Source organism: Streptomyces sp. DG2A-72 (genome assembly GCF_030499575.1).
Classification (GTDB): Bacteria; Actinomycetota; Actinomycetes; order Streptomycetales; family Streptomycetaceae; genus Streptomyces.
In genome coordinates this window covers 1,097,426-1,118,879 of record NZ_JASTLC010000001.1, presented here as the reverse complement: position 1 = coordinate 1,118,879, position 21,454 = coordinate 1,097,426, and the positions used below count along the sequence as shown (strand labels likewise).

Sequence of the window (21,454 nt, the reverse complement as noted above, 5' to 3'; positions counted from 1 at the left end):
GCTGTGTTGAATCTGCGGCTACCGCCGCGATGGGGATCCCCCGCTTGAGCGAAGCCGAGAGTGGGGGAGCGACCAGCCCCCACCGGCCCGCGGCGAACGAACCGCATATCCAGTGGAGCGCTGAGCGGCGGGTCCACCCCGGAGAGGTCCGGCAGGCACGCCCCGAACGACTTCCGAGCGAGGAGGCCATGCGTACACCCCGAAGGACCCCTGAAGCCGGCGCCGCGCCGCCGCCCGTGCGCGGGCGCCGCGCCCATGCCGGACCGCCCGCGGACGAAGGGCGGGACGAACCCGTGGACACGGTGGTGGTGGAGGACGCACCCGCGCGCGCGGGGCGATGGAGCATACGACCGCGCACCGTACGCGCCAAGATCGTCTGCCTGCTGATGGTGCCGGTGGTCTCGCTGCTCGCCCTCTGGGCGTACGCCACCGTGAGCACCGCCCAGGACGTCTCCCGGCTGCGGCAGTTGCAGCGGGTGGACTCCGCGATCCGGGCCCCCGTCGCGGACGCCGTCGCCGCGCTCCAGGCCGAGCGCGAGGCCGCCGTGCGTCACGCCACCGATCCGTCCTCCGGGCAGAGCGGTGACATCGAGCGGCTCGCCGAGCGCACGGACCGGGCCGTGAAGGAACTCCGGCTCGGCAAGGACAACACCGTCGCCGACAGCGAGGAACTGCCCGCCGGAGTGGCCGCGCGTCTGGAAGCGTTCGTCACCGCCGCCGAGGAACTGCGCCCCGTGCGCACCGCGGTACGGGACCGGCGTGCGGGCTGGGACGAGACGTACGGGCAGTACACGAAGACCATCGCGACGGCCTTCACCGTGGGCGGCGCGCTCACTGGCATCCAGGACGCCGAACTCGGCTCGGACGCGCGCGTGCTGCTCGAATTCTCCCGCGCGGGCGAGGCGTTGGCCCAAGAAGACGTCGTGCTGGCCGGCGCACGCCTCGCCGGTCGCCTCGACGGGGAGCGGATGCGGCTGTTCACCGGAGCCGTCGACACCCGCCGCACCCTCACCGAGTCCGCCGTCGCGGACCTGCGCGGCCCCGAACGCACCGCCTGGCGGGAGCTCGCCGACGGCAGCGCCTACGCCGCCCTGGGAGCCGCCGAGGACAAGGTCCTCGCCGGCGGCCCGGGTGCGCAGGCGATCGACGCGGCACCGGAAGCCACCTGGGACCAGGCGCACGCGCGCGTGCAGGACGCGATGCGCACGATCGAGGAGGACGCCGGACGAGGCGTGGCCGACCGGGCCGACCCGTTCACCCGCGGTCTGCTCACCCCGGCCGGTGCCGCGGTCCTGCTCGGCCTCGTCGCCGTCGCCGCGTCGCTCGTCATCTCCGTACGCATCGGCCGCGCCCTCGTGGTCGAGCTGGTGAGCCTGCGCAACAGCGCCCTTGAGATCGCCCGGCGCAAGCTCCCGGAGGCCATGCGGAAACTGCGCGCGGGCGAGGAGATCGACGTCGGTGCCGAGGCTCCGCCAGGTCCGGCCGCGGAGGACGAGGCCGGCCAGGTCGCCGAGGCCCTCGCCACCGTGCACCGCGCGGCGCTGCGGGCCGCCGCGGAACGCGCCGAGCTGGCCAGCGGCATCTCCGGTGTCTTCGTCAACCTTGCCCGTCGCAGCCAGGTTCTCGTCCACCGCCAGCTCAGCCTCCTCGACAGCATGGAACGCCGCTCCGAGGACCCGGGCGAACTGAGCGACCTGTTCCGGCTCGACCACCTCACCACTCGTATGCGACGCCACGCCGAGAGCCTGATCATCCTCTCCGGGGCGGCGCCCGGCAGGGCGTGGCGCATGCCGGTCTCCCTGACGAACGTCGTCCGTGCGGCGGTCTCCGAAGTCGAGGACTACGCGCGCGTGGAGGTACGACAACTCCCCGAGACCGCCGTCATCGGCACGGCCGTGGCCGACCTCACCCACCTTCTCGCGGAGATCGTCGAGAACGCCGCCCAGTTCTCGCCGCCGCACACGCGCGTGCGGATCACCGGCGAGCCCGTCGGCAACGGCTACGCCCTCGAGGTCGAAGACCGGGGCCTGGGCATGGGCAAGGAGACCCTCGCCGAGGCCAACCGCCGTATCGAGCAGTCCGAAGCCCTCGACCTGTTCGACAGCGACCGGCTCGGCCTCTTCGTGGTCAGCAGGCTCGCGGCCCGGCACGGCGTCAAGGTGCACCTGCGCACCTCCCCCTACGGCGGCACGACCGCGGTCGTGCTGCTGCCCACCGCCCTGCTGCACAGCGGCACGGAGGAACGTTCCCCTCGCAAGACCGCGGAGGCGGAACGATCTGCGGATCGCGAGTACGCGCGCGTGCCCGGCCCGGCCGGGCACCAGGAGTCCGTGACCGCGCCTGCGGACCGCCCCGCACTGGTGGCACCCGTCGCCACCGCTGCGGACACCGCGGCAGACACACCACCCCCCGGAGTCACCACCTTGCGACTGCACCGCCCGCCGGACGACTCCGAAGCCTCCGACGACCTTCCCCGCCGCGTACGGCAAGCGAACCTCGCCCCCCAACTGCGCGACGGGCGCCCCGAGGATCCGGAACCACCGGCCGCTCCGCCGGGCGAGGACGAGCGCACACCCGAACTCGTGCGGGACCGCATGGCGGCGTACCGCGACGGCTGGACGCGCGGCGGCGGCAGGCAGCCGGGACGCGGTGCCGCTCCAGAAACCCCGGCGGGCAGTCACAGCAGCGAAGGAGACCCCGCATGATCCAGGACCCGAGCATGAGGGCCGACGTGGGGGTCCCCCCGCTCGAGCGAAGCCGACAGTGGGGGAGGTCGGGCGAACTCGACTGGCTGCTGGACGACTTGGTCCAGCGCGTGAGCGAAGTCAGGCACGCCGTGGTGCTGTCCAACGACGGACTGGCCGTGGGCGCGTCCACCGACCTCCGCCGTGAGGACGCCGAGCACCTCGCCGCGGTCGCCTCCGGCTTCCACAGCCTGGCCAAGGGCGCCGGCCGGCACTTCGGCGCGGGAGGCGTACGCCAGACCATGGTGGAGATGGACGACGGCTTCCTGTTCGTGGCCGCGGCGGGCGACGGCTCCTGCCTCGCCGTCCTCACCGCCGTCACCGCCGACATCGGGCTGGTGGCCTACGAGATGGCGCGGCTGGTCAAGCGCGTCGGCGAGCACCTCTACACGGCGCCGCGCGTCGCCGCGCGGCCGCCCGCCGCCCGATGAACCGAGAGGGCGGTCCGCGCACATGACCGATCACCTGACGGGCGCCCCGCGGGAGCAGGGCAGCCAGTGGTACGACAACGAGGCAGGGCCCCTGGTCCGCCCGTACGCGATGACGGGCGGACGTACCAAACCCGGCCCCACCGGAGTGCGGTTCGACCTCATCGCCCTCGTCACCCTGGATGCGGGCGCACCCGGATTCGACGACACCACGCTCGGGCCGGAACACCGCGCGCTCGTCGAGCTGTGCCGCACCGAGACCCAGTCGGTCGCGGAACTCGCCGCGGGCGCCGATCTGCCCGTGGGTGTGGTGCGCGTACTCCTGGGCAACCTGCTGGAACTCGGCTGCGTCACCGTCAGCCGCCCGGTGCCGCCGGCGCAGCTGCCCGACGAACGGATTCTGCGCGAGGTGATCGAGGGATTGCGGGCGCTGTAGATGAACGTTCGAAAACCGGCCAATAGCGGTCCAATCCCTCAAGAGGAAGCAGCAGTTGTCATGATGCTGACGTCACACGTCGACCGTTGCCGGCACTCCCGAGAGAAGTGATCGATGGTCTCCGAGAACTCCGATGCCCAGGACGGCGAGTCCGCCCCTCTGGCGCTGAAGATACTGGTCGCCGGCGGATTCGGCGTGGGCAAGACCACCCTGGTGGGCGCGGTCAGCGAGATCAGGCCGCTGCGCACCGAGGAACTGCTCAGCGAAGTCGGCCAGTCGGTGGACGACACCGACGGCGTGGATCAGAAGGTCACCACGACCGTCGCCATGGACTTCGGACGCATCACCATCCGCTCCGGCCTGTCCCTCTACCTCTTCGGTACGCCGGGCCAGGACCGCTTCTGGTTCCTGTGGGACGAGTTGTCGCAAGGAGCCCTCGGCGCCGTGGTCCTCGCGGACACCCGGCGCCTGGAGGACTGCTTCCCCGCCGTCGACTACTTCGAGCACCGGCACATCCCGTTCGTGGTGGCCGTGAACTGCTTCGCCGGCGCGCGCGCATACGGCGCCCATGACGTCTCCCGCGCCCTCGACCTCGACCAGGGAACACCCGTGGTGCTCTGTGACGCCCGCGACCGCGACTCGGGAAAGGAGGTGCTGATCCGACTCGTCGAGTACGCCGGGCGTATGCACACCGCCCGGCTGCTCGACTCAGTGGGCTGAGACGGGAGTCCGGCTCAGTCCGCGACGCCCTTCTCCGCCAGGACCTTGTCGATCGTGACGCGGACGAGGAGTTCGCCGGGGACGCCGTTGCGGTCCCCGAACTCCTCGGCGCGTTCCTCGCCCATGTACCGCGCACCGATGCGCGCGGCCCAGTGACGCAGCTCCGCGACATCCTCCGAAATGTGGGCGCGACCGGTCAGTATCACGTAGTCGAACGGCGGCCGGTCGGCGTCCACGCACAGCGCGACACGCCCGTCACGGGCCAGATTGCGCCCTTTCACACTCCTGCTGCCGGTGTTGAACACCACGTCGTCGCCATCGAGCACGAACCAGATCGGCGCCACATGTGGGCTTCCGTCTGCCCGGACGGTCGACAGCTTGCCGGTGCGGGTGCCGTCCGAGACGAACGCTCGCCATTCCTCATCGGTCATCTTCTGTGCCATGCCTCCATCATCCTTGCCCTGACGCCGGGTCGTCCGGAAGGGTGGCCGGCAGATCCTCCAGCCAGGGGGAGACATCACACGGGGAGAGCGGATCATGGCGCAGAACCAGGGACTCGACTGGCTGCTGGACGATCTGACCGAGCGCGTCGAACAGGTGCGGCACGCATTGGTCCTGTCCAACGACGGGCTGGTCACGGGAGCGAGTACGGGCCTACGACGCGAGGACGCGGAACACCTCGCCGCCGTCTCCTCCGGGCTGCACAGCCTGGCCAAGGGCTCCGGACGCCACTTCGGCGCGGGCAGAGTGCGCCAGACCATGGTGGAGTTCGACGACGCGGTCCTGTTCGTCACCGCGGCCGGCAGCGGCAGCTGTCTGTGCGTCCTCAGCGGCGCGGAGGCCGACATCGGCCAGATCGCCTACGAGATGACCCTGCTCGTCAATCGTGTCGGTGAGCACCTCGGCGTGGACGCCCGACAGCCCGAGCACCCTCCGGCATCAGACGCCTGACCTGCGCATTTTCCATCCTCCGTGAGTTATCCACAGGCTCGCCACGAGATCCGCCGGACCGGCTACGGTTTTTTCACGGCGAGCGCACAGGGCGTGAGCCGCTGACTCCACGGGGGAGACATGTCTGGCGACACCATCACGAAACCGCACCGGCTTTCCTGGGCGCCGAGCCGCGCCGCTCGCGAACTCGGTTTGAAACGGCGCGAGTTCGACCTCGCCGTGCACCTCGGACGCATCCGGACCGTGCCCGACGAGGGAGGCGGGGGACGTCGCGTGGCCCAGCAGGAGATTGAGCGGCTCCGCGCCGAAGAGGGTTTCCAGGAGAGGCTGCTCAGCGCCGTCAAGGCGGTAGGGGCCACGGAAGGCGCCCGCATCATGGAGGTGACCGCAGGGAGGTTCACCCGCCTCGCCCGGCTCGGCCTGGTGGTCCCGGTCTCCTTCTATCTCAACCGCTACCGAGCGATTGTCTGGCTCTATCTGGCCGAAGAACTACGTCAGTTCGCGGCCGACGAGAAGAACGCTCAGCTGCTGAACGGCCGAACACCCGAGGGCCTTCGCGACCAACTGGACGCAGGCCTGGACCTACGGCCCCGCAACTGGCGCGGACGTCACCTGGGATTCCTGCTGCGGCAGGCCGACGACCCCTGGCAGCATGCCGGTGCAGTGGCCGCCCTGCTCGACCCCGTACAGATCGCGGAGATCGTCACAGACCCTTATGAGCGGGCGCATCTGAACAGGTTCCGGCCCGCACCGCCCGCACACGGCGCACCCGGATCACCCGCCGCGCACCTCGCCGAGCGGATCATGACGGCGGACGACGCGGACGAGATCAGCTGGCTCCGGGCGGACCTGACCCAGGCGCTGGACGAGGCGCGCAGGTACCGCCCCGCACCACGACCGAAGGCGAAGCGGCCGGAACCCCCTGCCGCCCCGCACCGGACTCCCGCCCCGACCGAGGAGCCCAGGCGATCACGAGGAGGACTGCTGGGCTGGCTGCGCCGCAGAGGAGAGTGACCTACAGCGCCCGGAACAGCCCCTCCTGGACGACGGAGACGAGCAGCCGTCCCTCCACGTCGTAGATGCGCCCGCGGGCGAGGCCTCGTCCGCCCGTCGCGATCGGCGACTCCTGGTCGTAGAGGAACCACTCGTCCGCGCGGAACGGCCGATGGAACCACATGGCGTGGTCCAGTGACGCCATGTCGAAGTTCCGTGGGCCCCACAGGGGTTCGACCGGGATCCGGACGGCGTCCAGGAGGGTCATGTCGCTGGCGTAGGTCAGCGCGCAGGTGTGCACGAGCGGGTCGTCACCGAGCGGCCCGACCGCACGCATCCACACGGCGCTGCGCGGCTCGGCGTTCTTGACCTCCTCGGCGGTCCAGCGCAGCCGGTCCACATAGCGGATGTCGAAGGGCTGACGCCGGGCCATGCGCTCGAACTGCTCGGGCAGCGCGCCCAGATGCTCCCGGACCTGCTGCGTCACCGTCGGCAGGGACTCCGGGTCCGGGACCTTGCGGGCCGGCGGCAGCTGGTGCTCGAAGGAACCTTCCTCAGGCTTGTGAAAGGAGGCGGTGAGATTGAAGATCGTGCGGCCCTGCTGCACGGCGGTGACCCGACGGGTGGTGAACGACCGGCCGTCCCGGACCCGCTCGACCTGGTACACGATCGGCACGCCCGGCCGGCCCGGGCGCAGGAAGTACGCGTGCAGCGAGTGCACCGGGCGCTCGCCGTCCGTGGTGCGCCCGGCGGCGACCAGCGCCTGGCCGGCCACCTGGCCGCCGAAGACCCGTTGCAAAGACTCCTGCGGGCTGCGGCCCCGGAAGATGTTGACCTCGATCTGCTCCAGGTCGAGCAGGTCGACGAGCCTCTCGGCCGGATTCGTCATGGGTGGGATTCTCCTGTGCTCACAGCTGGCCGACGTCGGTGACACGGACGACCGCACGGCCTTCAGCGTCGGAGGCGGCGAGGTCGATCTCCGCGCTGATGCCCCAGTCATGATCGTCGTTCGGGTCGTCGAAGATCTGGCGCACGCGCCACAGGCCGTGCTGCGGTTCTTCCTTGATGACGAGCAGCTTGGGGCCGCGGGCGTCGGGGCCGGTGCCGAGGTCGTCGTACTCGTCCCAGTAGTTGTCCATCGCCTCGCCCCAGGTGTCCGCGTCCCAGCCCGACTCCGCGTCCATCTCGCCCAGCTCCTCGACCTGGTCGAGGGCGGCCAGCTCGACCCGGCGGAACAGGGCGTTGCGCACCAGGACCCGGAAGGCGCGCGCGTTCGCAGTCACCGGCTTGACCTCGTCGGCCTTCTCCTGGGCCTCCTCGGCGGTCATCTCCTCCGGGTTGGCGAGCTGCTCCCACTCGTCCAGCAGGCTGGAGTCGACCTGGCGCACCATCTCGCCGAGCCACTCGATCAGGTCCTGCAGATCCTCGGACTTGAGGTCGTCGGGGATGTTGTGGTCGAGGGCCTTGTAGGCGGAGGCGAGGTAGCGCAGGACGATGCCCTCGGTGCGGGCCAGCTCGTAGAAGGACACCAACTCCGTGAAGGACATGGCCCGTTCGTACATGTCGCGGATGACGGACTTCGGCGACAGCGGGTGGTCGCCCACCCAGGGATGGCTCTTGCGGTAGGTGTCGTAGGCGTGGAAGAGCAGCTCTTCCAGGGGCTTCGGGTACGAGATGTCCTGGAGCCGCTCCATGCGCTCCTCGTACTCGACACCGTCCGCCTTCATCGCGGCCACGGCCTCGCCCTTCGCCTTGTTCAGCTGGGCGACGAGGATCTGCCGTGGGTCGTCCAGCGTCGACTCGACGACGGACACCATGTCCAGCGCGTACGACGGCGACTCGGGGTCCAGCAGCTCGAACGCGGCCAGGGCGAACGTGGACAGCGGCTGGTTGAGCGCGAAGTCCTGCTGGAGATCGACGGTGAGGCGCACGATGCGGCCCGAGGCGTCCGGCTCGTCGAGCTTCTCGACGATGCCGCCGTCCAGCAGCGAGCGGTAGATGGCGATCGCCCGCCGGATGTGCCTGAGCTGCTGCTTGCGCGACTCGTGGTTGTCCTCCAGGAGGTGCCGCATCGCCTCGAAGGCGTTGCCGGGCCGGGCGATCACCGACAGCAGCATCGTGTGCGTCACCCGGAAACGCGAGGTCAGCGGCTCCGGATCGGAGGCGATGAGCTTCTCGAAGGTGTTCTCCGTCCACCCGACGAAACCCTCGGGCGCCTTCTTGCGGACCACCTTGCGGCGCTTCTTCGGGTCGTCGCCCGCCTTGGCGAGCGCCTTCTCGTTCTCGACCACGTGCTCGGGCGCCTGCGCCACGACGAAGCCCGCCGTGTCGAAGCCCGCGCGCCCGGCCCGCCCCGCGATCTGGTGGAACTCACGGGCGCGCAGCGTGCGCACGCGGCTGCCGTCGTACTTGGTGAGAGCCGTGAACAGCACGGTGCGGATGGGGACGTTGACGCCCACGCCGAGCGTGTCCGTGCCGCAGATGACCTTCAGCAGACCGGCCTGCGCGAGCTTCTCCACCAGGCGGCGGTACTTGGGCAGCATGCCGGCGTGATGGACACCGATGCCGTGCCGGACGTAGCGGGAGAGGTTGCGGCCGAACTTGGTGGTGAAGCGGAAGTTGCCGATCAGCTCGGCGATCTGGTCCTTCTCCTCGCGCGAGCACATGTTGATGCTCATCAGCGCCTGCGCCCGCTCCACGGCCTGAGCCTGGGTGAAGTGCACGATGTAGACCGGCGCCTGCTTGGTCTCCAGCAGCTCGGTCAGTGTCTCGGTGAGCGGCGTGAATTTGTACTCGTAGGACAGCGGCACGGGACGGGTCGCCGAGCGGACCACCGCGGTCGGGCGGCCGGTGCGCCGGGTGAGGTCCTTCTCGAACATCGAGACATCGCCGAGCGTGGCCGACATCAGGACGAACTGCGCCTGCGGCAGTTCGAGGATCGGGATCTGCCAGGCCCAGCCCCGGTCGCCCTCCGCGTAGAAGTGGAACTCGTCCATCACGACCTGGCCGACGTCGGCGTTCTTGCCGTCGCGCAGGGCGATCGACGCGAGCACCTCGGCGGTGCAGCAGATGACGGGAGCGTCGGCGTTGACGGACGCGTCGCCGGTGAGCATGCCGACGTTCTCGGTGCCGAAGAGCTTGCACAGCTCGAAGAACTTCTCCGAGACGAGCGCCTTGATCGGGGCTGTGTAGAAGGTGACCTCGTCACGGGCCAGGGCGGCGAAGTGCGCACCCGCCGCGATCATGCTCTTGCCGGAGCCGGTGGGCGTCGACACGATCACATTCGCACCGGAGACCACCTCGATCAGCGCCTCCTCCTGGTGGGGGTAGAGGGTGAGGCCGCTCTCCTGGGCCCACGACTCGAAGGCCTCATAGAGAGCGTCGGGGTCGGCGGTCGGCGGCAGCTGATCGATGAGGGTCACGCCCCCATCTTGCCTGCCCTCCTGCCCGATAGGGGAATCGGATGCAGGCCCGAAGATCGCGAACGCTACGCTGTCTCGCCGACGGAGCGTCAGCGCACCCGGTCAACTGGACAGCGGCACACAACGAATGGGGCGGGCAACGGCGATGATGGGACCAGCACACTCACTGTCGGGGGCCGCGGCCTGGCTCGGCGTCGGAGCGGCGGCGGCTGCGACAGGGCACACGATGCCGTGGCCGGTGCTCCTGGTGGGCGCCCTGATCTGTGCCGGCGCCGCGCTCGCCCCGGACCTCGACCACAAGGCGGCCACCATCTCGCGGGCCTTCGGACCGCTCTCGCGCGGGCTGTGCGAGATCGTCGACAAGCTGTCGTACGCCGTCTACAAGGCCACGAAGAAGCAGGGCGACCCGCGCCGCTCCGGCGGGCACCGCACGCTCACCCACACCTGGCTGTGGGCCGTCCTGATCGGCGCGGGCGCCTCGGTCCTGGCGATCACCGGGGGGCGCTGGGCGGTGCTGGCGATTTTGTTCGCGCACATAGTGCTGGCCATCGAAGGCCTGCTGTGGCGGGCGACGCGAGGCTCCAGCGCCGATGTCCTGGTGTGGCTGCTCGCGGCCACCAGCGCATGGATTCTCGCGGGTGTCCTGGACGAGCCGGGCAACGGCGCGAGCTGGCTGTTCACCGAGCCCGGCCAGGAGTACCTGTGGCTGGGCCTGCCGATCCTGCTGGGCGCGCTGGTGCACGACATCGGGGACGCGCTGACCGTCTCCGGCTGCCCGATACTCTGGCCGATCCCGGTGGGCCGCAAGCGCTGGTACCCCATCGGCCCGCCGAAGGCCATGCGGTTCCGGGCGGGCAGCTGGGTCGAGCTGAAGGTGCTGATGCCGGCCTTCATGCTGCTCGGGGGCGTGGGCTGCGCGGCGGCGCTCAACTTCATCTGAGCCCGCCGCCGCCAGGGCGGGGCACAGGTTGCCGTGGGCCCGGCCTCACCTGCCCAGTGCTGTCAGCCGCTGTGCCCGGTGCTGCCGTACCGCTTCTCGAACTTGGCGACGCGGCCCTCGGTGTCCACGGTCCGTGCCTTGCCGGTGTAGAAGGGATGGCTCTCGGAGGAGATCTCCACGTCCACGACCGGGTAGGTCTCGCCGTCGTCCCACTCGATGGTCTGCTCGCTCGTGGCGGTGGACCGGGTCAGGAAGGCGTAGCCGGCGGCGCGGTCGCGGAAGACGACCGGGTGGTAGTCGGGGTGCTTGTCCTGCTGCATGGCGGCTCCTTGTACGGCACCGGGATCGTCGGCGCGGGGGACGACGGGTCAGCCGGACAGGGTGTCCTCGTCGACGATGTGCATGGCGGCCTCCTCGGCCGAGGCCGCGGCGCCGTCGATACCGACGTCTGTGGCGATCATCGCGCTCTCCTCGTCCTCGTGCGCTCCTTCGTCGGGGGCCACCAGACGGCCGGAGCGGACGGTGCCGACCTCGTTGTCCCAGAGTTCCCCATCGGTGCCCTGGCTGTCTCCGATGCCGTCCCCGTCCGGCTCCGTGAGATCCGGCAGCTCCTCGGCGAGCCGTTGGTCCAGCGTCTCGCCGTGCAGGCGCTCGGCGGCCGTCACGTCGGAGCGCTCCACCGCCCATGGTCTGTCCGGAGGAGACCAGCCCCGGTCGAGGGGGTCGTCGACACCGTCGTCGACCAGGGTGTCCTCCGCGTCCAGCAACCCGGCGTCGTCCTGGACCTCGGATCCGTCGGGCTGGTAGACGTCGTCTCCCCATCCGTCGACGCTGTTCACGGGTACCTCCAGGTGATGGGGACGGGCCCGTTCCGACCGCGGTCGGCGACGGGCGGCCGGGGCGCGGGGCGCGGGGCGCACTCGACCGGAGCCGAGCGGTTCCCGGCCGCACTCCGCGAGCCGGTACCGATATCCAGCCTTCCACCCCCTTTCGGCACCGCGCAACGGCACGGGAGGGAGAGGGCCGGGTTCGGCGGGACGGCCCTTGTGACACCCCGCCCGGGCGCGCGATCGGCCCGCACACCATCCCTGGGACGGGACAGCCCGAGGTCAATCGCCCAGATCCGCCGACGACCGAACGCGGCCGTCGTCGGCGTCGAGTTCGCCCCGGTCGACGGCTGCCGCGTCCCCGTACGCGATCCAGGTGGCCCGGCCGGAGGGTGGCATCCACCACTCGCCGGCGTCGCGGGTGGAGCCGTCGGTGAGCAGGAGCCGGCATGTGCAGTGGGTACCGGGAGGGCCATCCGTGATCTGCATGACGACCACGCGCGCCCAGGACCGGAACGGGGGCGACCTGAAGGGGCAGGCATCGACGGGATCCGGTACGTGCCCGACGCCGAAGGCAGGGCCGTCACCGGTGCCGTCCCCTCGACGGAAGAGGACGGCACCGGCGGTGACGGCTACTGAACCGAGCGGCTCAGTGGCTCACCCGTGCCAGGACCGCCACAGCGCCGCGTACGCCCCGTCCGCGGCGACCAGCTCGTCGTGGCTGCCCAGCTCGCTGATCCGGCCGTTCTCGACGACGGCGATGACGTCGGCGTCGTGGGCGGTGTGCAGCCGGTGGGCGATGGCGACGACGGTTCGGCCGTCGAGGACCCGGCCGAGGGACCGCTCCAGGTGGCGTGCCGCGCGTGGGTCGAGCAGGGAGGTGGCCTCGTCCAGGACGAGCGTGTGCGGGTCGGCCAGCACCAGGCGGGCCAGCGCGATCTGCTGGGCCTGCGCCGGCGTGAGCACCGCCCCGCCCGAGCCGACCTCGGTGTCGAGGCCGTCATCGAGCGCCCGCGCCCACTCGTCCGCGTCGACCGCGCCCAGGGCTGCCCACAGCTCGGCGTCGGTGGCGTCCGTGCGGGCCAGCAGGAGGTTGTCCCGCAGGGCGCCGACGAACACATGGTGTTCCTGGTTGACCAGCGCCACATGGGAGCGGACCGCCTCGGCGGGCATCCGGGACAGTTCGGCGCCGCCGAGGGTGATGTGGCCGCCCCGGGGCGCGTAGATGCCGGCCAGCAGCCTGCCCAGCGTGGACTTCCCCGCGCCCGACGGGCCGACCAGCGCCAGCCGGGTGCCCGGAGCGACGTCGAGGGACACCTTGCGCAGGACGTCCACGCCTTCGAGGTAGCCGAAGTGGACCCGGTCCGCCCGCACGTCGCGCCCGTCGGGTGACACCTCGGCGTCACCGTCGTCCGGCTCGATCTCCCGGACCCCGACCAGCCGGGCCAGTGACACCTCGGCGACTTGAAGCTCGTCGTACCAGCGCAGCATGAGCCCGACCGGGTCGACGAGCATCTGCGCGATCAGCGCACCCGTGGTCAGCTGGCCGACGTCGATCCAGCCCCGCAGGACGAAGACGCCGCCGAGCATCAGGACCGATGAGAGCACGGTGACATGGGTGACGTTGACGACCGGGAAGAGCACCGACCGCAGCCACATCGTGTAGCGCTCCCAGGCCGTCCACTCCTTGATCCGCCGGTCCGACAGTTCGATCCGGCGATCGCCGAGGCGGTGGGCCTCGACGGTGTGCCCGGCGTCCACCGTCTCGGCGAGCACGGCGGCCACGGACGCGTACCCCGCGGCCTCCGACCGGTAGGCGGACGGGGCGCGCTTGAAGTACCAGCGGCAGCCGACCACCAGCAACGGCACGGCGAGCAGCACCGCGGCGGCGAGCGGCGGCGCCGTGACGACGAGCCCGCCCAGCAGCAGCGCCGCCCACACCACGCTGATCGCCAACTGCGGTACGGCCTCGCGCATCGCGTTGGCCAGCCGGTCGATGTCCGTCGTGATCCGGGACAGCAGGTCGCCGGTCCCCGCACGTTCCAGGACCCCCGGCGGCAGCCCGACCGACCGCACGAGGAAGTCCTCGCGCAGGTCGGCCAGCATCCGCTCGCCGAGCATCGCGCCCCGCAGCCGCACCTCCCGTACGAACACGGCCTGAACGACCAGCGCGATCATGAACAGCGAGGCGGTGAGCTCCAGATGGAGTTCACGCGCCCCCTCCGACACCCGCTCCACGAGCCCGCCGAGCAGATACGGGCCAGCCATCGACGCGAGCACCGCGACCGTGTTGACGCCGATGAGGAGCAGGAAGGCAGGGCGGTGCCGGCGGAAGAGTTCGGCCACATAGGCGCGTACGGTCGTGGTGGCGCCGACGGGCAGGGTGTTCGCCGTCGTCGGTGCCGCCGGGTCGTAGGCCGGTGGCGCCACGCCGATCATGCTGTCTCCTCGATCTCTTCCAGTTCTTCCCATACGGCGTTCAGGGCGGCCTCGTCGTCGGTCTCGCGGGTGACGACGGCCCGGTACCGGGGCTCCTTGATCAGGAGTTCGCGGTGTACGCCGACCGCAGTGACCTCGTCCTCGTGCACCAGCACGACCCGGTCCGCGCGATCCAGGAGCAGCGGCGAGGAGGTGAACACGACGGTCGTGCGCCCCTCCCGCAACTCCTTCACGCCTGTCGCGATCCGTGCCTCGGTGTGCGAGTCGACGGCGGAGGTCGGTTCGTCCAGGACGAGTACTTCCGGGTCCGTCAGCAGCGACCGGGCCAGCGCGAGCCGCTGCCGCTGGCCGCCGGACAGGGACCGCCCCCGTTCGGTGATCCGGGCGTCCAGCGGATCCTGGGCGTCGAGTGAACCCTGGACGAGCGCGGTGAGGACGTCCTCGCACTGCGCCGCCGCCAGTGCCCGCTCGGCGGCCACGTCACCGGACGCGGGAACGTCGAGCAGTTCGCGCAGCGAGCCCGACAGCAGCACCGGGTCCTTGTCCTGGACGAGGACGGCCGTTCGCGCCGAGTCGAGCGGCAGCTCGTCCAGCGGCACGCCGCCGAGCAGCACCGAGGTGCTCTCCTCCGCGGGGTGCCCGCCCAGCCGTTCCGCCAGCCGCCCCGCCGTGTCCGGGTCGCCGCACACCACCGCGGTGAACCGGCCGACGGGGGCCAGCAGACCGGTCGCCGGGTCGTACAGGTCTCCGGACGGCACCTCGGCGGCACGCGATCCGCCCGTGTCCGTGGCACGCTCCAGCGACAGGACACGCGCGGCCCGCCGGGCCGACGGACGCGAGAAGGAGTACGCCATCGCGATCTCCTCGAAGTGCCGCAGGGGGTGGGTCAGGACCATGACCGAGCTGTAGACGGTGACCAGTTCACCTACTGTGATCCGGCCCTGGCGGGCCAGGTGCACGCCGTACCAGACCACCGCGATCAACAGCAGCCCCGGCAGCAGCACCTGGATCGCGGAGATCAGGGACCACATGCGGGCGCTGCGCACGGCCGCGTGGCGTACCTCCTGGGAGGCGCTGCGGTAGCGGTCGAGGAACAGCTCCTCGCCGCCGATGCCGCGCAGGACGCGCAGTCCGGCGACGGTGTCCGAGGCCAGTTCGGTGGCGCGCCCCGCCTTCTCGCGCTGGATGTCCGCCCGCCTGGTCGCGCGGGGCAGCAGCGGCAGCACGGCGATCGCCAGGACGGGCAGGCCGACGGCGACGACCACCCCGAGCGCGGGCTGGTAGAGGACCAGGGCGACGCAGACCAGTACGACGGTGACCGCGGCGGCGGTGAACCGGGACACGGCCTCCACGAACCAGCCGATCTTCTCGACGTCACCCGTGGAGACGGCCACGACCTCACCGGCCGCGACGCGCCGGGTCAGCGCCGAGCCCAGCACCGAGGCCTTGCGGGCCAGCAGCTGCTGGACGCGGGCGGCGGCGGTGATCCAGTTGGTGACCGCGGTGCGGTGCAGGAAGGTGTCGCCGATCGCGTTTCCGGCGCAGGCGAGCGCCAGCAGGCCGCCCGCGAGGGCCAGCCGGGTGCCGGAGCGGTCGACGACTGCCTGGATGGCGAGTCCGACACAGAACGGCAGCGCGGAGACGGACACGAAGTGCAGCAGGCCCCAGGCCAGCGACTTCAGCTGCCCACCCAGCTGATTCCGGAAGAGCCACCGCAGGAATCGGGGACCCGAGCGTGCGTCCGGCACACCGGGGTCGGGATACGGAAGGTCTTGAATCTGCATGACGTCCCAGTGGCTCGTGTCAGGTCGGAAGGGGTGGAGGACGGGGGAGGACAGGGTGGGAGGGTGGCAACAAGCCGTGACAGGTTCGCGTCGCAGAGTGTCCGAAGGCAAACGGTTTTTATTGCGCAGGGCGCCCTACTCCCCGTAGAACACCGGCCATGAAGAGACGGATCATCATGTCCATGCTCGCCGGAGCGGCCCTCCTCGCGAGCACCTTCCTCACGGCGGCCCCCGCCCAATCCGCCGACGCCCCGCCCGAGTTCAGCACCACCGACTGGCACGACCCCATGACCGCCGCCCCGCCCGTCCCCAAGCCCTCCGGCACATCCTGCCAAGTCACCCTCGCCGAGGCGCAGTTCCGCGACTTCACGCCGTACACCAGCACCTACACCCCGCCGGAGGGCTGTGGCGACCGCTGGAGCAAGGTGGTCCTGCGCATGGACGGCAAGGTCAAGGGACGACAGTTCGACCGGCTCGGGTATCTGCACCTCGGCGGTGTCGAGATCTTCCGTACGTCGACACCGCAGCCGTCACCAGACGGCATCGAGTGGTCCGTCGAGAAGGATGTCACGCGCTACAGCGACACCTTCCGCGGCGCCCAGGACGTCGAGATGCTCATCGGGAACGTGGTGGACGACACGTACACCGGGATCATCGATGTCAAGGTCACGCTGACGTTCTATGCGGGCAAGCCCGCTGTGACGCCGGACCAAGTCCTCACCCTCGCCGCCGATTCCACCCTCACCACCCCGCGCAACAGCGAACGCATCGTCGCCGAGGTGTACGCCACCGGCTCCGGAGGCGGCTGCGAGGAGTACTGGTATCTGACGGTGCCCGACTCGGCGCCGTACTCCTGCCAGGCCGACGGCGGCCCCTACCGCGAGGTGCAGGTGAAGGTCGACGGCCAACTGGCCGGAATCGCCGCGCCGTTCCCGACGGTGTGGACCGGCGGCTGGTCGAATCCCTTCCTCTGGTACGTCGTTCCGGGCCCGCGCGCCTTCGACATCAAGCCGATCGAATACGACCTGACACCCTTCGCCGGCCTTCTCAACGACGGCCGCCCGCACCGCGTCGAGGTCTCCGTCGTCGGTGTCCCCGAGGGGCAGACCGGCTGGAGCACTCCCGTGAACGTCCTTGTCTGGCAGGACGCGAAGAGCGCACACGTCAGCGGGAAGCTCACCATCCACAGGGAAGGCGAGCTCACCAACTCCTCGGCGCATACGCCCGGTTCGGAACACCGAGTGGACACCAAGGGCGCACATCGGCTCACCGTCGCCGGATACGTCGACACCTCGCACGGCCGTGTGACGACCACCGTCAGCCGGTCGCTGGCGAACAACTCCGTGCACCGCTGGACGGAGGGCGAGACCGTCGACGGTCTCGACGCCCGCTGGACGGACGACGAGTCGGTCACCGTCGATGGACGCGGTCCGGCCCGGACGACGCGCACAGAGCGGACGTACACGATGGACGGCACGACCACGATCGGCGCGGGCGACCGGCTGCGGACGGTGCTGTCGCTCGGTGACCGTGCCTCGGTCGTCACCGCCCAGGGTGGTCGGCGCCTCGCGTGGTCGCGGCTCGACGACACCTACGCGGGCGACGCCACGTACACGATCAACGTGCCGCGCGATCAGCGGCACGCGGTCGGCACGACGAGCGAGCGGTACCGGCTGTACGGGTCGGGCGGGTGCTACGACCGGGCACTCACGACTGTTCAGGGCGTGCTGACGAAGGACCGCAATGGCTGTTGAGAGCGGCGGTATGTGACATTCCACAAGGCGGGCGGATTTACATGACCGATACACAAAAGTTCCCGGAAGGATCAATGACGCCCCGAGAGTGATCGGCACGGAAGCCGCTTTCCGTATGGCAGAAGCCCTCCGGGCTTCTGCCATACCGCCGTCCCCCTCTAGGAGTCCCCGTGCCGCCGCCCGTACCGTCCCTGCCGCGACGCGTCGCACGCATACTGCGTACCTCCCTCTTCGCGCAGGTCGCCTGCGCGCTCGTGCTCGGCATCGTCGTCGGCAAGCTGTGGCCCGACTTCGCCGCCGATCTCCAGCCGCTCGGCGACGGTTTCACCCGGCTCATCAAGACGATCATCTCGCCGCTGGTGTTCTGCGTGGTCGTCGTCGGCATCGCCAAGGCCGGTGACCTGAAGGCGTTCGGCCGGATCGGGCTGAAGGCGCTGATCTGGTTCGAGGTCGCGAGCACGCTCGCCCTGCTCATCGGGCTTCTCGCCGCCAACGTCGTGCAGCCCGGCTCGGGGATGAACGTCGACCCCTCCACGCTCGACGCCTCGGCGGTCGACGCGAAGACGGGCGGCGGTTCACTGCCTTCGACGACCGAGTTCATCGTCAACGCGATTCCCACCAGTTTCATCGGCGCCTTCGCCGAGAACGAGCTTCTCCAGGTGCTGATCCTGGCCTGCCTGGTGGGCGCCGCGCTGCTCCACCTCGGCCACACCAAGGTGCCCAAGGTCCTGCCCGTCATCGAGCAGGCCCAGGAGATCATCTTCGCGGTCGTCGGCTTCATCATGCGCCTCGCTCCGATCGCGGTGTTCGGCGCGATGGCCGTCCTGATCGGCCAGTACGGGCTCGGCGTCATCGAGACCTACGCCAAGCTGATCGTCCTGTGCTACGCGGCTGCGGCGTTCTTCATCGCCCTCCTCGCCGTCGCGCTCAAGATGGTCACCGGACTCAGTCTCTGGAAGTTCCTGCGCTACATCCGTGAGGAGATGCTCCTCGCGCTCGGCACCGCCTCCACCGAGTCCGTCATGCCGCGCGTGATGCAGAAGCTGCGCAAGGCCGGTGCCCGCGACGACGCCGTGGGCCTGGTGCTGCCCACCGGCTACTCCTTCAACCTGGACGGAGCCTCGCTCTACCTGTCCATCGGCACGCTGTTCATCGCGCAGGCCGTGGGCGTGGACCTCAGCCTGAGCCAGCAGATCACCGTGATCCTGGTGCTGATGCTCACCAGCAAGGGCATGGCCGGCATCCCCGGTTCCGCCTTCCTCGCCCTGTCCGCGACCGCTTCCTCGCTGGGCGCCATCCCCGCCGGGGCCGTCGCCCTGCTCCTCGGCGTGGACCGCATCATGGACTCGATGCGCGTCGTCACGAACCTGCTCGGCAACTGCGTCGCCGTGTTCGCCGTGTCCCGGTGGGAGGGTGCGCTGGATACGGAACGGGCTCAGAAGGTGCTGAGCGGAGAGGCCGAGCCCAGGGCCGAGAGCGGCGAGGGCGACGAGTCCGCCGCTGCCGACGAGGCTCCGGGAACGGATGCGCCCGCCCCTGCCGCCGTACCCGCCCAGTCGGCCAAGGAACCCGCACCCGAGGTCAGTTGACGCATCGCGCCTTCACGCGGCCACCGCTCCTCTTCAGGGGCGGTGGCCGCGGCATTTCTCAACCGTGCTGCGCCTTGTCCACCAACGTGTCCAGCAGCGTCCCGAGCACCGCACGCTCCACATGCGTCAAGGGCGCCAGAATCTCGTCGGCCGCCGCTCTCCGCGCCCCATGCAACTCGCCCAGCGCCTTGCGCCCGTCGTCCGTCAACTCGATCCGGATCACCCGCCGGTTGCTGGGATCGGGCACCCGCCGCACCTTCCCGCTCGCCTCCAGTCCGTCGACCAGCGATGTGACGGCCCGCGGGACCACCTCCAGCCGCTCGGCGATGTCGGCCATGCGGGGCGGCGCCTCGTAGTGCGCGAGGGTGCGCAGCAGCCGGGACTGGGCCGGGGTGACGCCCAGGCCGGACTGCTCGATGTGCCGCTTCTGGATCCGGTGCACACGCCGGGTGAACCGCAGCAGTTGCTCGGCCAGCAGACCGTCGGAATCGGGGGTGGTCATGCGGGAACAATAACAGGATGCCGTTCATTGTGAGTATAGGTAACAATGAGCTACTCTCCGTCAGTCACCGTCGACTCACCACCCGCAGGAGCCCATGAAACCCGAGCACGAACCCGCGTGGACCCCGCCCGCCGACGCCGAGGAGCAGCCCCGGCAGGCGCGGCGCATCCTGACACTCTTCCGTCCGTACCGCGGACGTCTCGCCGTAGTCGGCCTCCTGGTCGGCGCCTCGTCCCTCGTCTCCGTCGCCACCCCCTTCTTCCTGAAGGCGATCCTCGACACCGCGATCCCGCAGGGCCGCACAGGCCTGCTCAGCCTGCTCGCGCTCGGCATGATCCTCAGCGCCGTCCTCACCAGCGTCTTCGGCGTCCTGCAGACCCTGATCTCCACGACGGTCGGCCAGCGCGTCATGCACGACCTGCGCACCGCCGTCTACGGCCGGCTGCAACGCATGTCGCTCGCCTTCTTCACCCGCACCCGCACCGGCGAGGTCCAGTCCCGCATCGCCAACGACATCGGCGGCATGCAGGCCACCGTCACCTCCACCGCCACCTCGCTGGTCGCCAACTTCACCAGCGTGGTCGCCACGATCGTCGCGATGGTCGTCCTCGACTGGCGACTGACCGTCGTCTCGCTGCTTCTGCTGCCGGTGTTCGTATGGATCAGCCGCCGCGTCGGCGACGAACGCCGGAAGATCACGACCCAGCGCCAGAAGCAGATGGCCGCGATGGCCGCCACGGTCACCGAGTCGCTCTCGGTCAGCGGCATCCTGCTCGGCCGCACGATGGGCCGCTCCGACTCGCTGACGAAGTCCTTCGGGGAGGAGTCCGAGGAACTGGTCGACCTCGAGGTGCGGTCGAGCATGGCCGGGCGCTGGCGGATGGGCGTCATCACGATCGTCATGGCCGCGATGCCCGCCGTCATCTACTGGGCCGCGGGCATGGCCCTCCAACTCGGCGGCCCCGCGGTCTCGATCGGCACGATCGTCGCCTTCGTCTCGCTCCAGCAGGGCCTGTTCCGCCCGGCCGTGAGCCTCCTCGGCACCGGCGTCCAGATCCAGGCCTCGCTCGCCCTGTTCCAGCGCATCTTCGAGTATCTCGACCTGCCCATAGACATCACCGAGCGCGAGGACCCCGTCCACTTGGACCGCGTGAAGGGCGAGGTCCGCTTCGAGGAGGTCGAGTTCCGCTACGACGACAAGAGCGGGCCGATCCTCGACAGCATCGACGTCACCGTCCCGGCCGGCGGCAGCCTCGCGATCGTCGGCCCGACCGGCGCGGGCAAGTCCACGCTCGGCTATCTGGTGCCGCGGTTGTACGACGTCACGGGCGGCCGGGTCACCCTCGACGGCATCGACGTCCGCGACCTCGACTTCGACACCCTCGCCCGCGCGGTCGGCGTCGTCTCCCAGGAGACGTACCTCTTCCACGCCTCCATCGCCGAGAACCTGCGCTTCGCGAAGCCGGACGCCACCGACGAGGAACTCGAGCAGGCGGCCAAGGCGGCCCAGATCCACGACCACATCGCCGCGCTTCCCGACGGATACGACACCGTCGTCGGCGAGCGCGGGCACCGCTTCTCCGGCGGCGAGAAGCAGCGCCTGGCCATCGCGCGCACGATCCTGCGCGACCCACCCGTGCTCATCCTCGACGAGGCGACCAGCGCCCTGGACACCCGCACCGAACACGCCGTCCAGGAAGCGATCGACGCACTGTCGGCCAACCGCACCACGCTCACCATCGCTCACCGTCTGTCCACCATTCGGGGTGCCGGCCAGATCGTGGTCCTGGACGCCGGGCGCGCGGTCGAACGCGGCACGCACGAGGAGCTGTTGGGCCGCGAGGGCCGGTACGCGGCGCTGGTCCGCAGGGACGCCCAACTGGAGCCGACAAGCTGAAGATATGCGGAGTTTGTGACGATGTGCG

The 21,454-nt window shown here is 70.4% G+C and carries 19 protein-coding genes; 10 read left to right on the top strand and 9 right to left on the bottom strand.

The window, feature by feature from the left end; genetic code table 11:
* Positions 1 to 188: 188 nt before the first annotated feature.
* From QQY66_RS05520 to QQY66_RS05505, 4 genes are all read left to right on the top strand, one after another.
* Positions 189 to 2,705 (top strand): nitrate- and nitrite sensing domain-containing protein, encoded by a 2,517-nt coding sequence (locus tag QQY66_RS05520; RefSeq protein ID WP_301977950.1) that lies wholly within the window; start codon positions 189 to 191, stop codon positions 2,703 to 2,705.
* A gap of 14 nt (positions 2,706 to 2,719) precedes the next feature.
* Positions 2,720 to 3,175, top strand: a complete 456-nt coding sequence (locus QQY66_RS05515; protein ID WP_301987182.1) for a roadblock/LC7 domain-containing protein — start codon at positions 2,720 to 2,722, stop codon at positions 3,173 to 3,175.
* Between the two features lie 22 nt (positions 3,176 to 3,197).
* Positions 3,198 to 3,608, top strand: a complete 411-nt coding sequence (locus QQY66_RS05510; RefSeq protein ID WP_301977949.1) for a DUF742 domain-containing protein — start codon at positions 3,198 to 3,200, stop codon at positions 3,606 to 3,608.
* Between the two features lie 114 nt (positions 3,609 to 3,722).
* Complete coding sequence (locus tag QQY66_RS05505; protein ID WP_301977948.1) at positions 3,723 to 4,328, top strand: ATP/GTP-binding protein; 606 nt, start codon at positions 3,723 to 3,725, stop codon at positions 4,326 to 4,328.
* Positions 4,329 to 4,342: 14 nt separating this feature from the next.
* On the opposite strand, the gene QQY66_RS05500 is transcribed toward QQY66_RS05505, so the two are convergent.
* Positions 4,343 to 4,771 (bottom strand): PPOX class F420-dependent oxidoreductase, encoded by a 429-nt coding sequence (locus QQY66_RS05500; protein ID WP_301977947.1) that lies wholly within the window; start codon positions 4,769 to 4,771, stop codon positions 4,343 to 4,345.
* Between the two features lie 94 nt (positions 4,772 to 4,865).
* Between QQY66_RS05500 and QQY66_RS05495 the strand changes: the two genes are divergently transcribed.
* Entirely contained in the window at positions 4,866 to 5,279 is a 414-nt protein-coding gene (locus tag QQY66_RS05495; protein ID WP_301977946.1) for a roadblock/LC7 domain-containing protein, read from the top strand.
* Between the two features lie 120 nt (positions 5,280 to 5,399).
* Positions 5,400 to 6,293 (top strand): DUF6397 family protein, encoded by an 894-nt coding sequence (locus QQY66_RS05490; RefSeq protein WP_301977945.1) that lies wholly within the window; start codon positions 5,400 to 5,402, stop codon positions 6,291 to 6,293.
* Position 6,294: 1 nt separating this feature from the next.
* Here QQY66_RS05490 and QQY66_RS05485 read toward each other — a convergent pair whose 3' ends face one another.
* Both QQY66_RS05485 and QQY66_RS05480 read right to left on the bottom strand, forming a co-directional pair.
* Positions 6,295 to 7,161, bottom strand: coding sequence for an acyl-CoA thioesterase II (locus tag QQY66_RS05485; protein WP_301977944.1), 867 nt, complete (start codon positions 7,159 to 7,161; stop codon positions 6,295 to 6,297).
* Between the two features lie 19 nt (positions 7,162 to 7,180).
* Positions 7,181 to 9,694, bottom strand: a complete 2,514-nt coding sequence (locus QQY66_RS05480; protein WP_301977943.1) for a DEAD/DEAH box helicase — start codon at positions 9,692 to 9,694, stop codon at positions 7,181 to 7,183.
* Positions 9,695 to 9,839: 145 nt separating this feature from the next.
* On the opposite strand from QQY66_RS05480, the gene QQY66_RS05475 reads away from it, so the two are divergent.
* The gene (locus QQY66_RS05475) at positions 9,840 to 10,634 is read left to right on the top strand and encodes a metal-dependent hydrolase (RefSeq protein WP_301977942.1); all 795 of its coding nucleotides are present in this window, start codon (positions 9,840 to 9,842) and stop codon (positions 10,632 to 10,634) included.
* Positions 10,635 to 10,696: 62 nt separating this feature from the next.
* On the opposite strand, the gene QQY66_RS05470 is transcribed toward QQY66_RS05475, so the two are convergent.
* From QQY66_RS05470 to QQY66_RS05450, 5 genes are all read right to left on the bottom strand, one after another.
* The gene (locus QQY66_RS05470) at positions 10,697 to 10,954 is read right to left on the bottom strand and encodes a type B 50S ribosomal protein L31 (RefSeq protein ID WP_301977941.1); all 258 of its coding nucleotides are present in this window, start codon (positions 10,952 to 10,954) and stop codon (positions 10,697 to 10,699) included.
* A 48-nt stretch (positions 10,955 to 11,002) separates the two neighbouring features.
* A complete protein-coding gene (locus QQY66_RS05465) occupies positions 11,003 to 11,473 on the bottom strand; it encodes a DUF5709 domain-containing protein (protein WP_301977940.1) in 471 nt (156 codons plus the stop codon).
* Positions 11,474 to 11,743: 270 nt separating this feature from the next.
* Complete coding sequence (locus tag QQY66_RS05460; RefSeq protein ID WP_301977939.1) at positions 11,744 to 11,950, bottom strand: hypothetical protein; 207 nt, start codon at positions 11,948 to 11,950, stop codon at positions 11,744 to 11,746.
* Positions 11,951 to 12,118: 168 nt separating this feature from the next.
* A complete protein-coding gene (locus tag QQY66_RS05455; protein ID WP_301977938.1) occupies positions 12,119 to 13,900 on the bottom strand; it encodes an ABC transporter ATP-binding protein in 1,782 nt (593 codons plus the stop codon).
* Positions 13,897 to 15,684: an ABC transporter ATP-binding protein gene (locus tag QQY66_RS05450; RefSeq protein WP_301977937.1), complete on the bottom strand. Its 1,788-nt coding sequence runs from the start codon at positions 15,682 to 15,684 to the stop codon at positions 13,897 to 13,899. Before QQY66_RS05450 ends, QQY66_RS05455 begins: the two co-directional genes overlap by 4 nt.
* A gap of 158 nt (positions 15,685 to 15,842) precedes the next feature.
* On the opposite strand from QQY66_RS05450, the gene QQY66_RS05445 reads away from it, so the two are divergent.
* Entirely contained in the window at positions 15,843 to 17,438 is a 1,596-nt protein-coding gene (locus tag QQY66_RS05445) for a peptide-N4-asparagine amidase (RefSeq protein WP_301977936.1), read from the top strand.
* Positions 17,439 to 17,608: 170 nt separating this feature from the next.
* Positions 17,609 to 19,027, top strand: coding sequence for a cation:dicarboxylase symporter family transporter (locus QQY66_RS05440; RefSeq protein ID WP_301977935.1), 1,419 nt, complete (start codon positions 17,609 to 17,611; stop codon positions 19,025 to 19,027).
* Between the two features lie 58 nt (positions 19,028 to 19,085).
* Here QQY66_RS05440 and QQY66_RS05435 read toward each other — a convergent pair whose 3' ends face one another.
* A complete protein-coding gene (locus QQY66_RS05435; protein WP_301977934.1) occupies positions 19,086 to 19,529 on the bottom strand; it encodes a MarR family winged helix-turn-helix transcriptional regulator in 444 nt (147 codons plus the stop codon).
* A 94-nt stretch (positions 19,530 to 19,623) separates the two neighbouring features.
* Between QQY66_RS05435 and QQY66_RS05430 the strand changes: the two genes are divergently transcribed.
* On the top strand, positions 19,624 to 21,426 hold the full coding sequence (locus QQY66_RS05430) for an ABC transporter ATP-binding protein (protein WP_301977933.1): 1,803 nt from the start codon (positions 19,624 to 19,626) through the stop codon (positions 21,424 to 21,426).
* The last annotated feature ends 28 nt before the right edge of the window (positions 21,427 to 21,454 follow it).

Bases quoted from the DNA above. Each gene is read 5' to 3' on its own strand.
- QQY66_RS05520 (WP_301977950.1), top strand. From the start codon at position 189: ATGCGTACACCCCGAAGGACCCCTGAAGCCGGCGCCGCGCCGCCGCCC.
- QQY66_RS05515 (WP_301987182.1), top strand. From the start codon at position 2,720: ATGAGGGCCGACGTGGGGGTCCCCCCGCTCGAGCGAAGCCGACAGTGG.
- QQY66_RS05510 (WP_301977949.1), top strand. From the start codon at position 3,198: ATGACCGATCACCTGACGGGCGCCCCGCGGGAGCAGGGCAGCCAGTGG.
- QQY66_RS05505 (WP_301977948.1), top strand. From the start codon at position 3,723: ATGGTCTCCGAGAACTCCGATGCCCAGGACGGCGAGTCCGCCCCTCTG.
- QQY66_RS05500 (WP_301977947.1), bottom strand. From the start codon at position 4,771: ATGGCACAGAAGATGACCGATGAGGAATGGCGAGCGTTCGTCTCGGAC.
- QQY66_RS05495 (WP_301977946.1), top strand. From the start codon at position 4,866: ATGGCGCAGAACCAGGGACTCGACTGGCTGCTGGACGATCTGACCGAG.
- QQY66_RS05490 (WP_301977945.1), top strand. From the start codon at position 5,400: ATGTCTGGCGACACCATCACGAAACCGCACCGGCTTTCCTGGGCGCCG.
- QQY66_RS05485 (WP_301977944.1), bottom strand. From the start codon at position 7,161: ATGACGAATCCGGCCGAGAGGCTCGTCGACCTGCTCGACCTGGAGCAG.
- QQY66_RS05475 (WP_301977942.1), top strand. From the start codon at position 9,840: ATGATGGGACCAGCACACTCACTGTCGGGGGCCGCGGCCTGGCTCGGC.
- QQY66_RS05470 (WP_301977941.1), bottom strand. From the start codon at position 10,954: ATGCAGCAGGACAAGCACCCCGACTACCACCCGGTCGTCTTCCGCGAC.
- QQY66_RS05460 (WP_301977939.1), bottom strand. From the start codon at position 11,950: ATGCAGATCACGGATGGCCCTCCCGGTACCCACTGCACATGCCGGCTC.
- QQY66_RS05455 (WP_301977938.1), bottom strand. From the start codon at position 13,900: ATGATCGGCGTGGCGCCACCGGCCTACGACCCGGCGGCACCGACGACG.
- QQY66_RS05450 (WP_301977937.1), bottom strand. From the start codon at position 15,684: ATGCAGATTCAAGACCTTCCGTATCCCGACCCCGGTGTGCCGGACGCA.
- QQY66_RS05445 (WP_301977936.1), top strand. From the start codon at position 15,843: ATGAAGAGACGGATCATCATGTCCATGCTCGCCGGAGCGGCCCTCCTC.
- QQY66_RS05435 (WP_301977934.1), bottom strand. From the start codon at position 19,529: ATGACCACCCCCGATTCCGACGGTCTGCTGGCCGAGCAACTGCTGCGG.
- QQY66_RS05430 (WP_301977933.1), top strand. From the start codon at position 19,624: ATGAAACCCGAGCACGAACCCGCGTGGACCCCGCCCGCCGACGCCGAG.